The following is a 13,983-nucleotide window of genomic DNA, read 5'->3' as shown; positions in this document are numbered from 1 at the left end:
AATTTCTTCTTAGAGCCAGTAGGCGATACGGCGCTTGTATCGGCCATAAACCACGAGTGCGATGAGCCATCCAGCGGCCGCCATGCCAAGCGAAACCCACCAATTAGTATCGGAAGGCAGTTGCCCAATCAGCGGGGAGCGCACCACGGAAATAAGATGATAGGTCGGATTCAGGTCTAGCAGATACAGACCTGCACGTTGTGGCAGCAAGTTTGGCATCCACATGATCGGGGTGAGATAGAAAACGATTTGCAGCAAGCTACCTATGATTTGCGGAAGGTCGCGATAACGTGCGCACAAGACCGCCAGCAACAGTGCTATCCAGGTCAGATTCAGGAGTACAACGAGCAAGCCTGGGATGCTGACTAGCGCTATCCAGGTCAGTGGCTTGCCGACTGCTAGCAGCACCAGCGGGAAGATCAGGATGTTGTGACCCAGAATTAATATGTTCCGCCAAATCATGCGAAGTATGTGGGTAAACAAGGGGATCGGTAGCTGCTTGATGATCCCTTCGGCGGAGATAAAGCCAGTGCATCCCTCATTTATAACGGTTGCGATGAAGCCCCAGAGGATCATGCCGACTGCTAGGAAGGGCAAAAACTCCTGGAGGGGAGAATTAAAGATCTGACCGAAAACGACGCCGATGGTGCCGATCATCACGCCCATGCTTATTGTCAGCCAGAACGGACCGAGCGCGGACCGTCTATAACGCTGACGAACGTCCTGCCAGCCAAGCATCCCTACCAAAGCGTATCGCCTCATCGCAGCGACGATGTCCGACAGGGCGATACTTACTGAACCATTGCGCATTGAAGACACCAGATTATTGATCAAAAAAACGCCCCATTTTAGGCAGGTGTCAGTGACGTGTCACTCTTTGTAGTTTTTTTCTATCCTGCATTCGTTCAGTTGCTTGAAGCATGCTCTGAAAATTCTCCAGTGGCGGGTCTCACCGGCTCCGCACAAGTCCCCAGATCTGCTTAGATATAGCCTTGTCACTGCCCCGAGCCCGCCATGAGCAGATGAGCTTTTTCGACTTCGAGCATGCTGGCGAGCGCTGGCAAGCACGCCGCCAACAGTTTCTCGTTGAGATGGATCAGGTTGTCCCCTGGAGTGGCTTGCTGAAGCCCATTGAACCGGATTGCCCTGAGGATAGCGGAGGTCGAAAACCCCTTGCGATTCTTGCGGTCAGACGATGAAAGCTAATCTGTATTTCTTTGGAATGAAGGCTCATGCCGGTGCCGATGTTGAGTCTGTGCTGGTTCACCACGTTCACGGCATGCACCGGATTTTTTGCAATCAATCACGCCGAGTCTATCGAGATTTACAGCGGTTGCCGGGATTAGGCACCATGCGAGTGTTCCTCTAGGTCGTTGGGAGTAGCCGGGGGTCAACACAGTTCGGCGTGGGGTCATCCCGCTTCGGGGTCAGGGTATTAGTGCAAGACGGTGTAGGAAACAGATGCCTTTGCAACTCAGCGCCAGAAAACGCAAAGGGCCAAGACAGCCCGCTGGCAGCGAAGGGGGTAAGGTAGTCAGAAACGCGGGCTCACCCATTTGCAAGCTGAAGGCGATGTGGCTGGCAGTTAGCGCCACCTCAGCTTGAGATGCAGAAAACTTGAATCTTACGCATGAATAACGCTCCGCGACGACCTCTCTGCCCCGAAAAAAAAGGGGGGGGTGGTGAATTAACCTAGCGTGGCTACCTGGCTGAAGGGGGGGGGCGGATTGCCGTGGTATCCGAATTCAGAGGGTCTGCCAGTCAGTCGTCGTTCGATGACGACAAAAAAGCTTGGACTGCTCATTGGTTACCCTTTGGGTATCGTCCTGAGGGAGCGCATTCTGTATGATCTGCAAGATTTTGAGGCTCAGCAGGTCGGAGCCGAAATGGCGCATATCTACATAAGGGCCTGTTTAGGCACTCAAATGGAGTTTAGAGGAATCGCATGAAAGCAATTGTCACTGGTATTACAGGTCAAGACGGCGCCTACCTGGCGGAACTGCTGCTGGAGAAGGGGTACACCGTATACGGTACCTACCGTCGTACTAGCTCTGTCAATTTCTGGCGTATCGAAGAGTTGGGCATTCAATCCAACCCTAACCTGCATTTGGTCGAATACGACCTGACTGACCTGTCAGCCAGCATCCGCCTGCTGCAAACTACCGAAGCCACTGAGGTCTACAACCTTGCAGCGCAGAGCTTTGTGGGTGTTTCGTTCGAGCAGCCGCTGACCACTGCTGAAATTACCGGCCTGGGCGCGGTCAACCTGCTGGAAGCCATCCGTATCGTTAATCCCAAGGTGCGCTTCTACCAGGCATCTACCTCCGAGATGTTCGGCAAGGTACAAGCTATCCCGCAGATCGAAAGCACGCCTTTCTACCCGCGTAGCCCGTATGGTGTGGCCAAGCTCTACGCTCACTGGATGACCATCAACTATCGTGAGTCGTACGGGATTTTCGCTACCAGCGGCATCTTGTTCAACCATGAGTCTCCGCTGCGTGGCCGTGAGTTTGTAACTCGCAAAATCACCGACTCCGTCGCCAAGATCAAGCTGGGTCTGATGGACAAGATGGAATTGGGCAACCTGGACGCCAAGCGCGATTGGGGTTTTGCCAAGGAGTACGTGGAAGGCATGTGGCGCATGCTGCAGGCTGATGAGCCGGATACTTTCGTGTTGGCGACCAATCGCACCGAAACTGTTCGCGACTTCGTTTCCATGGCATTCAAGGCAGTGGGTATCACCATTTCCTGGGCCGGTACTGCGGAAGACGAGCAGGGCACTGATGCAGCAACCGGCAAGGTGCTGGTCACGATCAACCCGAAATTCTACCGCCCGACTGAAGTTGAGTTGCTGATCGGTAACCCGGCCAAAGCCAAGGAAGTTCTCGGTTGGGAGCCAAAAACTACCCTGGAAGAGCTATGCCGCATGATGGTTGATGCTGACCTGCGTCGTAATGAACAAGGATTCTCGTTCTGATGACCAATGCTGGCAAACGTGCACTGATTACGGGTATTCAAGGCTTCACCGGTCGTTACATGACTGCTGAACTTCGAGCTCATGGCTACGAGGTTTTCGGATTGGGCAGTCAGCCCTCCGATGAGCACAATTATCATCAGGTAGACTTGGCCGATGGTCCTGGTTTGCGCACGTTGCTGGCAAAGATTCAGCCTGACGTTGTGGTGCATCTCGCAGCATTGGCGTTTGTTGGGCATGGCGCAGCGCACGCTTTCTATCAGGTCAACCTGATTGGCACGTGCAATTTGCTGGAAGCCATTGCCGGCAGCGGCAAGACGCCGGATTGCGTATTGATTGCCAGTAGCGCGAATGTCTATGGCAACGCGTCGGGTGGCTTGTTGTCGGAGACCACGCCTCCGGCACCAGCCAACGATTATGCTGTCAGCAAGTTGGCCATGGAATACATGGCCAATCTCTGGCACGACCGTCTACCCATCGTGATCACTCGTCCTTTCAACTACACGGGTGTTGGCCAGGCCGAAAACTTCCTGTTGCCAAAAATTGTTTCTCATTTCCGCCGCAAGGCGCAGAGGATCGAACTCGGTAACCTGGATGTCTGGCGCGACTTCAGCGATGTTCGCGCGTTAGTGGCTGCTTATCGGGAATTGATTGAAGCGAGACCGCTTGGTCAGACTATCAATGTCAGTTCGGGGCAGACCCATTCGCTGCGTGAGATCATCGAGCTGTGTAAAGGGATTACCGGGCACGATATCGAGGTTGATGTGAATCCTGCCTTTGTCCGTGCCAACGAGGTGAAAACCCTCTGCGGAGATAACTCCAGATTGCTGGCGCTAGTACCTGGCTGGGCAACCCCTTCCTTGGGCGAAACCCTGAACTGGATGCTGACGGCCGATTAAATGAAGTTAATTCTGTCTGTTGAACCGGTTCGCTTCCCGCTAACCGGTATTGGTCGTTACACCTATGAATTGGCGCTGCGACTGCAGCAGAGTCCAGAAATCGTCGATCTGCAGTTTTTTTCTGGTCGAAGGTTCTTACCAACGTTACCGACAGCTGCCGAAGCGTCCGGTAGCGGTTACGGCCTGAAACGGGCTGTACAAAAAAACTTCCTGGCGGTCGAGGCTTATCGTCTCCTGATGCCATTGCTCAGGAAACATGCTCTAAAAGGTCATGGTGATTTTCTTTACCATAGCCCTAATTATTATCTGCCGCCTTTTCCGGGCCGCAGTGTTGCAACCTTCCACGATTTGTCGCCCTTTACCTGGTCTCACTGCCATGCGCCGCAGCTTGTGCGCTATTTGCAGAAAGAGCTTAAAACCACTTTGGTAAGGGCGGATGCGCTGATCACTGACTCCGAGTACACGCGCAGAGAGTTAGCCGATTACTTTTCCTGGCCTATCGAGCGTATCCATACGGTACCGCTCGCCAGTTCCGCGGAGTTTCATCCTCGTAGCGCAGAAGTGCTCAGAAGTGCGCTTTCGCGTCATGGACTTGAGGTGGGCGGTTACAGCCTTTTTGTCGGGACAATCGAGCCTCGCAAGAACATCGAGACGTTGCTTGATGCCTACTCCCGGCTTCCGCTCGAGTTGCGCAAGCGCTGGCCGTTGGTGTTGACCGGTTATCATGGCTGGCGAAACGAGGCCATTCACCAGCGTCTGGAAAGTGCAAAGCGCGAAGGCTGGGCTTATTACCTGGGTTTTGTACCCAGTGAAGATCTTCCTTTGTTGTTTGCTGGTGCTCGTCTTTTTACCTTTCCTTCGCTTTATGAAGGGTTTGGATTGCCGGTACTAGAGGCGATGAGTTCCGGTGTACCGGTGGTCTGCTCAAACAGCTCTTCGTTACCGGAAGTCGCCGGTGAAGCCGCATTGATGTGCGATGCCAAGGACACGGAAACGCTGACACAGCTCATCCGTCGAGGTCTGGAAGATGAGATGTGGCGTGCCAGTGCCGTCGAGCAAGGTTTGTTGCATGCTGCCAGGTTTTCCTGGGAGCGCTGTGCAATGCAAACGCTTGAGGTTTACCAGAAGGTGGTCAAGGGACAATGATCAAGGTTCTGCACTTCTTCAAGACGTACTACCCGGAGACCATGGGTGGTATCGAGCAAGTCATTTTTCAGATTGCCGAAGGCGGGATCCGTCACGGGTTTGAATCTGAAGTGCTTTATCTCAGTGAGCGAGGTGCGGCACGCAATGAAAGGGTGGGGCACCATTTGACTCATCGCTCCAAACTCGATTTGCATGTCGCCTCCACCGGTTTCTCGCTATCGGCGTTCAAGGATTTTGCCGAGTTGGCGAAGAAGGCAGATATTGTTAACTACCATTTCCCATGGCCTTACATGGATCTGGTGCATTTTGTCAGTCGAATCAACAAGCCAGCTGTCGTCAGTTATCACTCGGATATCGTCAAGCAAAAAATGCTTCTCAAGCTTTATCAACCGTTGATGAATCGCTTCTTGTCCAGCGTTGACTGTATTGTCGCTTCTTCACCTAACTATGCTGAAAGCAGTCCGGTATTAACACGTTTCAAAGACAAGGTTCGTGTCGTGCCTTATGGGTTGGACCGTGAAACCTACCCCACGCCTTCGGCGCAGAAACTTGCATTGTGGCGTGAGCGTCTGGGAGAGCGTTTTTTTCTGTTCGTCGGTGCATTGCGTTACTACAAAGGCCTGAACTATTTGCTTGAGGCCGCTAAAGCGACTCAACTTCCCGTCGTCATTCTGGGAGGAGGGGGGCTTGAGGTTGAACTCAAGGCACAGGCTGATCAAATGGGATTGTCCAACGTGCATTTCCTTGGTGGGTTACCTGACGAAGACAAGGCTGCTCTTCTGCAACTGTGCTACGCGTTCGTTTTCCCTTCACACCTGCGATCTGAGTCTTTCGGTATTTCGTTGCTTGAAGGTGCGATGTACGGCAAGCCAATGATTTCCTGTGAAATGGGTTCTGGCACCACTTACATCAATATTGCGGGGGAGACCGGTTTGGTCGTGCCTCCCCGTGATTCCGTCGCGCTGGCCGCGGCAATGACCTGCCTCTGGAATCAGCCGGATGTGGCGGCAGCGATGGGAGAGGCGGCGCAGCGACGTTTCGAAACGGTGTTCTCTTCTGATTCGATGGCAAAATCCTATGCCGAGATTTATCGCTCACTGCTTTGAAAGATTGCGGCACAGTGCCCGGGCATTGTTTTTTTTGTATTCCAAGGGCCACTCATGAGATCTATGTCATTTCTGGTTACCGGCGGTAGCGGATTTCTGGGGCGGGCATTGATCAATCGATTGGTGCAGATGCCTGGGTGTTTAGTTACAGCGCCTTTGCGAACACCGTCCGCCACACTGCCCATGGGAGTGCGTTCGCCGCAGTTGGGCAGCCTCAATGGAGCAAACGATTGGAAGACCACCCTGACTGACGTCGATGTAGTTGTCCATGCGGCTGCTCGGGTTCATGTCATGAATGAGGTGGCTTCGGACCCGTTGGCGGCGTTTCGTGAAGTCAATGTCGAGGCTACACTCAACCTTGCCCGTCAGGCCGCGGCGTACGGTGTGAAGCGTTTTATCTTCATCAGTTCCATCAAGGTAAATGGGGAAGGCACAGCGCCGGGCACCGTATACCGGGCAGATGATGTACCAGGCCCCATTGACCCTTACGGGATCTCCAAATATGAGGCAGAGAAAGGATTGATGGCGCTCGCCGCAACCACGGGGATGGAGGTGGTCATCATCCGGCCCGTATTGGTCTATGGCCCAGGCGTCAAAGCCAACTTTCTCAGCATGATGCGCTGGTTGTATCGTGGCGTTCCGTTACCTTTTGGCGCTGTCGACAATCGGCGTAGCCTGGTTTCCGTAGACAATCTGGTGGACTTGATCGTCACCTGTTCCGATCATCCGGCGGCCACCAATCAAGTATTCCTGGTCAGCGACGGTGAAGACGTCTCGACCACGCAACTGTTGCACAAGTTAGGGGCAGCCTTGGGCAAGCCAGCCAGGTTATTGCCCGTACCGGCGCGACTCATGAGTGGCGTTGCCGCGTTACTTGGTCAGCAAGCACTGGCAGATCGTATTCTCGGGTCCCTGCAAGTTGATATCAGCAAAAACCGACAACTATTGGGCTGGAGGCCTCCGGTCACACTCGATCAAGCTTTGGCCCTGACGGCGCAACATTTTCTGGACTCCCATAAATCATGAATTATGGCTGGTTTATCCCTGTCATTGTCGCTGCGTCTTTTTCCCTGACGTGGGCCCTGCGTCGTTATGCCCTCTCACGAAGCCTGATGGATATTCCCAATGCGCGTAGCTCTCACTCGGTGCCAACGCCTCGGGGTGGAGGCGTGGCAATTGTCCTGGCATTTACCTTGGCGCTGTTGATGCTTTGGTTGGCAAGGTTGATGCCCTCCCAGGCGTTTCTAGGCATTGCGGGTGCCGGCACCCTGATCGCCGTTATCGGATTCATGGATGACCACGGGCACATCGCTGCCCGTTGGCGCTTGTTGGGGCATTTCGCTGCATCGATCTGGTTGCTATTCTGGCTCGGTGGGTTGCCCGTTATTGAGTTCTTTGGGTACCCATTTGACCTCGGATGGTTTGGTCATGTGCTAGCGACGTTTTATCTGGTTTGGCTGCTCAACCTTTACAACTTCATGGACGGTATCGACGGAATTGCCAGTGTCGAGGCAATTTGCGTTTGTCTCGGGGCTTGTTTGTTGTACTGGGTGAGTAATGCGGCGGACTTGATCTGGGCTCCGTTGTTGTTGGCCATTGCCGTAGCCGGTTTTCTGTTCTGGAATTTCCCCCCCGCGAAAATTTTCATGGGGGACGCCGGGAGTGGTTTTCTGGGGATTGTCCTTGGAGGGCTCTCACTCCAAGCAGCGTGGGTCTCGGCAGACTTGCTGTGGGGCTGGCTGATCTTGCTGGGCGTGTTCATTGTCGATGCAACGTTCACGCTGTTTCGCCGTTTACTGCGCGGCGACAAGGTCTATGAAGCGCATCGCAGCCATGCCTATCAGTTCGCCTCTCGTCGGTTTGGCAGCCATTTGACGGTTACAGCGGTCGTGGGGGCGATCAATTTGCTTTGGCTGTTGCCTATCGCAGTAGGCATTACACGATTCGGCCTGAACGCAGGGGCGGGATTGATTTTGGCCTATGCTCCATTGATTGCGCTCGCTATCAAGTACCACGCGGGCGAGCTTGAAACCCCACCGGTGAAAAACTGAGTAACATTTCGGTCATTTCGATTCTAAAGTGGATGAGATGCGCCTATAAGGTTCCACTACCGTGATATGGCAGTTCAGGGGAGAAGGCAAAGGTGTTTGAAGAGTTCATGGACAAGGTCAGGGCAGGCCTTTTAGGGCTTCCCAGACGCCGCAAGCGACTGATACAGGTGACCACAGACATCGTTTTGGTCTGGGGAGCTCTGTGGTTGGCATTCCTCGTGCGACTGGGCATCGATGATATGTACAACCCCTTCAGGGTCCATTTCTGGTTGTTCGTCAGCGCCCCTGTCGTCGCCATACCGCTATTCATCAGGTTCGGCATGTACCGTGCCGTCATGCGCTACTTCGGCAATGACGCGCTGATCGCTATTATCAAGGCGGTCAGTCTTTCCTCGTTGATTCTGGCGCTCGTGGTCTATTGGTACAGCAATCACCAAACCGTAGTGCCGCGATCCATCGTCTTCAACTACTGGTGGTTAAGCCTCGTTATCATTGGCGGGCTACGTCTGTGCATGCGCCATTACTTCATGGGCGACTGGTTCGCCGGCGCTCAACATATCTCCTTTACCGTTCGCGATGATAGCCTCACCAAAGTCGCGATCTACGGTGCGGGAGTGGCGGGAAATCAGCTGGTCGCGGCGCTTCGCATGGGGCGGGTCATGCGTCCCGTGGCGTTTATCGATGACGATCAAAGCATCGCAGATCGGGTGATTGCCGGTTTGCAGGTCTATAAACCCAAGCATATTCAACAGATGATCGACGAGACCGGTGCTCAGGAGATTCTTCTGGCGCTTCCGTCATCTACCCGTGCACGACGTCGGGAAATCCTGACTTTCCTGGAGCATTTCCCGCTGCACATTCGCAGCGTTCCCAACTTTAGCGACCTGGCGAGCGGCCGGGTGAAGGTTGAAGACATTCAGGAAGTCGATATCGCTGACTTGCTGGGACGCGATTCGGTGCCTGCACAACCGGACTTGCTCGAGCGCTGTATCAAAGGCAAGACAGTCATGGTGACAGGGGCTGGGGGCTCGATCGGTTCAGAGCTGTGTCGACAGATCTTCTCGCTGGCCCCGACCACGCTTTTGTTGTTTGATCACGGCGAATTCAACCTCTATAGCATTCTCACGGAGCTGGAGCAGCGTGCGGCCCGGCAGACGGTGCCTATTCGACTGTTGCCGATCCTCGGCTCCATACGTCATCAGGACAAACTGGTGGATGTGATGAAGACCTGGGGTGTAGATACGGTCTACCACGCAGCAGCGTACAAACACGTACCCATGGTCGAGCACAATATTGCAGAAGGCGTGTTGAACAACGTCATTGGTACGCTCAACACCGCTCAGGCCGCATTGCAGGCGGGTGTTTCCAACTTTGTGCTGATCTCCACGGACAAGGCGGTTCGTCCCACGAATGTGATGGGCAGTACCAAGCGTCTGGCCGAATTGACGCTCCAGGCCTTGAGTCATGAGATTGCGCCGGTCCTGTTCGGCGACAAGGCCAATGTATCCAGAGTTAATAAAACGCGCTTTACCATGGTTCGTTTCGGGAATGTGCTGGGGTCCTCAGGTTCGGTGATTCCGCTGTTTTACAAGCAGATCAAGGCCGGAGGACCATTGACAGTCACTCACCCGAAAATCACTCGCTATTTCATGACCATTCCCGAGGCCGCGCAACTGGTGATCCAGGCGGGTTCCATGGGGCAGGGTGGGGATGTGTTCGTGCTCGACATGGGCGAGCCGGTGAAGATTGTCGAGTTGGCAGAGAAGATGATTCATCTGTCCGGTTTGAGTGTTCGTTCGGAGAGAAATCTCCAGGGCGATATCTCGATCGAATTTACCGGGCTGCGCCCTGGTGAAAAGCTTTACGAAGAGTTGCTGATTGGCGACAACGTCAGTGCCACCCAGCACCCGATGATCATGAGCGCCAATGAAGATCACCTGCCTTGGGATGTACTCAAGGATAAACTGTCCGAACTACTCAGCGCCGTTGAAAAGGATGATTACGCACGTGTACGCCAGTTACTGCGTGACATGGTCAGCGGCTATACCCCTGACGGCGATATTGTCGACTGGATTTACCAGCAGCGTCGCCTTGAGCCATGATTGTTTCGCATGGTGTTTAGAGCATCACGCTTTTAATGCCAAACATTGAAAGCCCCACCTGAGATTTTCCGGTGGGGCTTGTGCAGCAATTGCTATTACTTCAGCTCAAACCTTCAAAAGACTTCGGCATTGGCGAGCAATACACCAAGCTGGTCCTTTCCAGACAAGATAGGCTCGCCGTCGTATCCCCAATCGATGCCAATTTCAGGGTCGTTCCACATGATGCACCGCTCGCAAGATGGCGAGTAGACATCGGTCGTCTTGTAGAGGAATTCAGCCGTATCGCTCAAGGTGACAAATCCGTGGGCAAATCCAGGTGGAATCCACAGTTGTCGCTTGTTGTCGGCAGAAAGAATTTCACCTACCCATTGGCCAAATGTAGGGGAGTTACGGCGGATATCCACCGCCACATCGAAGACTTCGCCTTGAATGACTCGTACTAACTTGCCTTGTGCGTGCGGGGGCAATTGGTAGTGCAGTCCGCGCAGAACACCCTTTACCGACCTGGAATGATTGTCCTGCACAAAGCTGGGCTTGACATCCGTAGCCTCATAAAAGGCACCCGCGCTAAAACTCTCATAGAAGAATCCGCGCTCATCCCCAAACACCTTGGGAGTAATCAATACGACTTCAGGAATTGCCAGTTGAACGCCTTGCATCAGTACACCTTGTCCTTCAGGAGGTTTTGCAGGTACTTGCCGTAACCATTTTTAGCCAGTGGTTGCGCCAGGCGCAGTAAATGTTCCGCGTCGATCCAACCTGCTCGGAAACTGATCTCTTCAGGGCAGGCCACTTTCAGGCCTTGGCGCCTTTCGAGGGTTGCAATGTACTGACTGGCCTCAAGCAAGCTGTCATGGGTGCCGGTGTCAAGCCATGCATAGCCACGGCCCATGATTTCGACATGCAGATTCTGTTGATCAAGATACAGGGAGTTGAGGTCTGTGATTTCCAGCTCACCCCGAGGTGACGGTCGCAGTTCTTTAGCCAGATCAACTACTTGATTGTCGTAGAAATACAGGCCGGTCACCGCATAGCTGGATTTCGGTACGAGAGGTTTTTCTTCCAGGGACAATACACGGCCAGCCGAATCAAACTCCGCAACACCATAGCGCTCTGGGTCCTGCACATGGTATGCGAACACCGTTGCACCCGTATCACGTTGCATGGCACTGTTGAGCAACGGTTGGAAATCATGACCGTAGAAAATGTTGTCGCCCAGAACCAGTGCCGATTGATCGTTGCCAATAAAATCGGCGCCGATTACGAAGGCCTGTGCCAAACCATCCGGGCTCGACTGCACGGCATAGGATAGATTGATGCCCCACTGGCTGCCGTCGCCCAGCAGCTGTTCAAAGCGAGGGGTATCCTGGGGAGTAGAAATAATCAAAATGTCGCGGATGCCCGACAGCATCAATGTGCTGAGCGGGTAGTAGATCATCGGCTTGTCGTAAACCGGCAAAAGTTGCTTGGATATCGACAAAGTCGCGGGGTGCAGTCGAGTGCCCGATCCACCCGCCAAAATTATTCCTTTACGTGCCATGTTGCCTCCTAGTTGATTATTTCATTCAGCATGCGCGTGACACCGAATTGCCAATGCGGCAGTTTCAGGCCAAAAGTCGACTCCAGCCGATTGCAATCAAGGCGTGAGTTCCGTGGTCGTGCCGCTGGCAGCGGGTACGCCTCGGTCATGATTGCGCCGACTTTTGCGGCACTGACCTTGAGAGGAATACCCGCCTTTTCCGCATGCTCCAGTACATGGCGTGCGAAGCCGCACCATGAGGTCTCGCCCTTCGCCGCCAGGTGATAAATCCCTGCCAGGGCGTGACTGTCGTTGGACATCAGTAAGCGAATGGCATGAGCCGTCACATCGGCAATCAAGTCTGCGCCGGTCGGCGCTCCAATCTGATCGTCGACGACGTTCAGTTGTTCGCGTTCCTGAGCCAAGCGAAGCATGGTCTTTGCGAAGTTGTTACCACGTTCGGCGTAGACCCAACTGGTCCTGAACACGACGCTTTTTGCGCCCGAGGTCGTGATAGCTGCTTCACCCGCACGCTTGCTGCTGCCGTAGACGGACAACGGCCCTACAGCGGTGGTTTCATCTTTGGGCTGGTCACCGCTGCCATCAAATACATAGTCGGTAGAGTAGTGAACCAGCCAGGCACCAAGAGCCACAGCCTCCCTCGCGAGGACACCGGCGGCCTCGGCGTTGATACGGTAGGCGATCTCTGGCTCGCTTTCGGCCTTGTCTACGGCGGTGTAAGCCGCTGCGTTGACAATCACCTGGGGCGCTACTCGTCGAACAGTGGCTGCCAGGCCATCGAGGTCTGCCAAGTCACCGCATAATCCATTCTCACCTTGGCGATCGAGCGCAATCACCTCGCCCAAAGGGGCGAGGGCACGTTGGAGTTCCCAACCCACTTGACCATTTTTGCCTAGTAGTAGGATCTTCATGCGTGTTCGGTCTTGTATTGCAGTTTTTCCCATTCCCGATAACTGCCATCGAGCACGCCGTTCACCCAAGGCTGATTCGCCAGGTACCATTGCACCGTCTTGCGGATACCCGTCTCGAATGTCTCGGCAGGCAACCAGCCCAGCTCACGCTCGATCTTGCGCGCGTCGATAGCATAGCGACGGTCATGGCCGGGGCGATCAGTGACATGGGTGATCAATTCTACATAACGTTCAACAGGGGCATCGGTCAGCGCATGGCGAACACCACGCCCTGCTGCCGGCGCCAACTCGTCCAGCAAATTGCAGACGGTGTGCACGATGTCGATGTTGGCCTTCTCGTTCCAGCCGCCGACGTTGTAAACCTCTCCTGGAGTCCCTGCTTCAAGAACTCGACGAATGGCTGCACAGTGGTCTTCAACAAAGAGCCAGTCACGGATCTGTTGCCCGTCACCGTAAACAGGCAGCGACTTGCCGGCGAGTGCGTTGACAATCATCAACGGGATCAACTTTTCCGGGAAGTGGAAGGGACCGTAATTGTTCGAGCAATTGGTGGTCAGCACCGGCATGCCGTAGGTGTGATGATATGACCGCACCAGGTGATCGCTTGCAGCCTTGCTGGCAGAGTAGGGGCTGTTAGGAGCATACGGAGTTGTTTCGCTGAACGCGGGATCTTCCGCGCCTAATGTTCCGTAGACCTCATCGGTGGAGACGTGAAGAAAGCGGAAGGCGCTTTTGGCTTCAGCGTCCAGACCCGACCAATAAGCTCGTGCGGCCTCGAGCAAGCGGAACGTACCATTCACGTTGGTTTCGACGAATGCCTCCGGGCCGTGAATGGAGCGGTCCACATGGGACTCTGCAGCAAAATGGACCACTGCGCGGGGGGCGTACTCGGAGAACAAGCGTGCGAGGAGCTCGGCGTCCAGGATATTGCCATGGACGAAAGTATGCTGTGGCGAATTCTCTAACGACTGTAGGTTCGCCAAATTACCGGCATAGGTCAGTGCGTCCAGATTCAAGATAGGCTCGCTGCTATGTGCACACCATTGCTGAGCGAAATTGGAGCCGATAAACCCGGCTCCGCCTGTGATTAAGATCATCCGTAATATCTCTTGGCGTTTGAAGTTCTAACTGGTTGCGTATTATTACAGCTTGAGCACGATTTGTAAAAGTTCCGTGTAGCGCGTCATTTACGTCGGCTTGAATTCGTATGGTTATCGTTAAATAGCTATTAGGGACGCTCCGAAAGCAAAATTC

At 54.1% G+C, this 13,983-nt stretch carries 12 protein-coding genes and 1 pseudogene; 8 read left to right on the top strand and 5 right to left on the bottom strand.

Annotated elements, in window-relative coordinates; all coding sequences use genetic code 11:
• Positions 1-9: 9 nt before the first annotated feature.
• Positions 10-834: an ABC transporter permease gene (locus PMI35_RS03955; protein WP_238543210.1), complete on the bottom strand. Its 825-nt coding sequence runs from the start codon at positions 832-834 to the stop codon at positions 10-12.
• A gap of 188 nt (positions 835-1,022) precedes the next feature.
• Between PMI35_RS03955 and PMI35_RS34850 the strand changes: the two are divergent.
• The 8 genes and pseudogenes from PMI35_RS34850 to PMI35_RS03990 all read left to right on the top strand — a co-directional run.
• Positions 1,023-1,279 (top strand): annotated as a pseudogene (locus tag PMI35_RS34850) (hypothetical protein); the annotation flags it as partial.
• Between the two features lie 666 nt (positions 1,280-1,945).
• Positions 1,946-2,977, top strand: coding sequence for a GDP-mannose 4,6-dehydratase (gene gmd, locus PMI35_RS03960; protein ID WP_008065180.1), 1,032 nt, complete (start codon positions 1,946-1,948; stop codon positions 2,975-2,977).
• Positions 2,977-3,873 (top strand): GDP-mannose 4,6-dehydratase, encoded by an 897-nt coding sequence (locus tag PMI35_RS03965; protein ID WP_008065179.1) that lies wholly within the window; start codon positions 2,977-2,979, stop codon positions 3,871-3,873. Before gmd ends, PMI35_RS03965 begins: the two co-directional genes overlap by 1 nt.
• Entirely contained in the window at positions 3,874-5,019 is a 1,146-nt protein-coding gene (locus PMI35_RS03970) for a glycosyltransferase family 4 protein (protein ID WP_008065177.1), read from the top strand. It abuts the gene before it with no gap.
• On the top strand, positions 5,016-6,125 hold the full coding sequence (locus PMI35_RS03975; RefSeq protein ID WP_008065175.1) for a glycosyltransferase family 4 protein: 1,110 nt from the start codon (positions 5,016-5,018) through the stop codon (positions 6,123-6,125). Before PMI35_RS03970 ends, PMI35_RS03975 begins: the two co-directional genes overlap by 4 nt.
• 54 nt (positions 6,126-6,179) lie before the next feature.
• Complete coding sequence (locus PMI35_RS03980; protein WP_008065173.1) at positions 6,180-7,151, top strand: UDP-glucose 4-epimerase family protein; 972 nt, start codon at positions 6,180-6,182, stop codon at positions 7,149-7,151.
• Positions 7,148-8,176, top strand: coding sequence for an MraY family glycosyltransferase (locus tag PMI35_RS03985; RefSeq protein ID WP_008065155.1), 1,029 nt, complete (start codon positions 7,148-7,150; stop codon positions 8,174-8,176). The genes PMI35_RS03980 and PMI35_RS03985 overlap by 4 nt, the downstream gene beginning before the upstream one ends.
• Positions 8,177-8,283: 107 nt before the next feature.
• A complete protein-coding gene (locus PMI35_RS03990; protein ID WP_032832061.1) occupies positions 8,284-10,278 on the top strand; it encodes a polysaccharide biosynthesis protein in 1,995 nt (664 codons plus the stop codon).
• Between the two features lie 113 nt (positions 10,279-10,391).
• On the opposite strand, the gene rfbC is transcribed toward PMI35_RS03990, so the two are convergent.
• The 4 genes from rfbC to rfbB are packed head-to-tail and all read right to left on the bottom strand — an operon-like array spanning position 10,392 to position 13,826.
• Positions 10,392-10,937: a dTDP-4-dehydrorhamnose 3,5-epimerase gene (gene rfbC, locus PMI35_RS03995; protein WP_008065142.1), complete on the bottom strand. Its 546-nt coding sequence runs from the start codon at positions 10,935-10,937 to the stop codon at positions 10,392-10,394.
• Positions 10,937-11,818 (bottom strand): glucose-1-phosphate thymidylyltransferase RfbA, encoded by an 882-nt coding sequence (rfbA, locus tag PMI35_RS04000; RefSeq protein ID WP_008065141.1) that lies wholly within the window; start codon positions 11,816-11,818, stop codon positions 10,937-10,939. The genes rfbC and rfbA overlap by 1 nt, the downstream gene beginning before the upstream one ends.
• Positions 11,819-11,826: 8 nt before the next feature.
• Positions 11,827-12,729, bottom strand: coding sequence for a dTDP-4-dehydrorhamnose reductase (gene rfbD, locus PMI35_RS04005; protein WP_008065139.1), 903 nt, complete (start codon positions 12,727-12,729; stop codon positions 11,827-11,829).
• Entirely contained in the window at positions 12,726-13,826 is a 1,101-nt protein-coding gene (gene rfbB, locus PMI35_RS04010) for a dTDP-glucose 4,6-dehydratase (protein WP_008065137.1), read from the bottom strand. The genes rfbD and rfbB overlap by 4 nt, the downstream gene beginning before the upstream one ends.
• Between the last annotated feature and the right edge of the window lie 157 nt (positions 13,827-13,983).

The sequence above is a fragment of the Pseudomonas sp. GM78 genome (assembly GCF_000282475.1).
Taxonomy (GTDB): Bacteria; Pseudomonadota; Gammaproteobacteria; order Pseudomonadales; family Pseudomonadaceae; genus Aquipseudomonas.
Note: the sequence above shows the minus strand (reverse complement) of the source record. Positions and strands in the feature narration are given on the sequence as shown.

Bases quoted from the DNA above. Each gene is read 5' to 3' on its own strand.
- gmd (WP_008065180.1), top strand. From the start codon at position 1,946: ATGAAAGCAATTGTCACTGGTATTACAGGTCAAGACGGCGCCTACCTG.
- PMI35_RS03965 (WP_008065179.1), top strand. From the start codon at position 2,977: ATGACCAATGCTGGCAAACGTGCACTGATTACGGGTATTCAAGGCTTC.
- PMI35_RS03970 (WP_008065177.1), top strand. From the start codon at position 3,874: ATGAAGTTAATTCTGTCTGTTGAACCGGTTCGCTTCCCGCTAACCGGT.
- PMI35_RS03975 (WP_008065175.1), top strand. From the start codon at position 5,016: ATGATCAAGGTTCTGCACTTCTTCAAGACGTACTACCCGGAGACCATG.
- PMI35_RS03980 (WP_008065173.1), top strand. From the start codon at position 6,180: ATGAGATCTATGTCATTTCTGGTTACCGGCGGTAGCGGATTTCTGGGG.
- PMI35_RS03985 (WP_008065155.1), top strand. From the start codon at position 7,148: ATGAATTATGGCTGGTTTATCCCTGTCATTGTCGCTGCGTCTTTTTCC.
- PMI35_RS03990 (WP_032832061.1), top strand. From the start codon at position 8,284: ATGGACAAGGTCAGGGCAGGCCTTTTAGGGCTTCCCAGACGCCGCAAG.
- rfbC (WP_008065142.1), bottom strand. From the start codon at position 10,937: ATGCAAGGCGTTCAACTGGCAATTCCTGAAGTCGTATTGATTACTCCC.
- rfbA (WP_008065141.1), bottom strand. From the start codon at position 11,818: ATGGCACGTAAAGGAATAATTTTGGCGGGTGGATCGGGCACTCGACTG.
- rfbD (WP_008065139.1), bottom strand. From the start codon at position 12,729: ATGAAGATCCTACTACTAGGCAAAAATGGTCAAGTGGGTTGGGAACTC.
- rfbB (WP_008065137.1), bottom strand. From the start codon at position 13,826: ATGATCTTAATCACAGGCGGAGCCGGGTTTATCGGCTCCAATTTCGCT.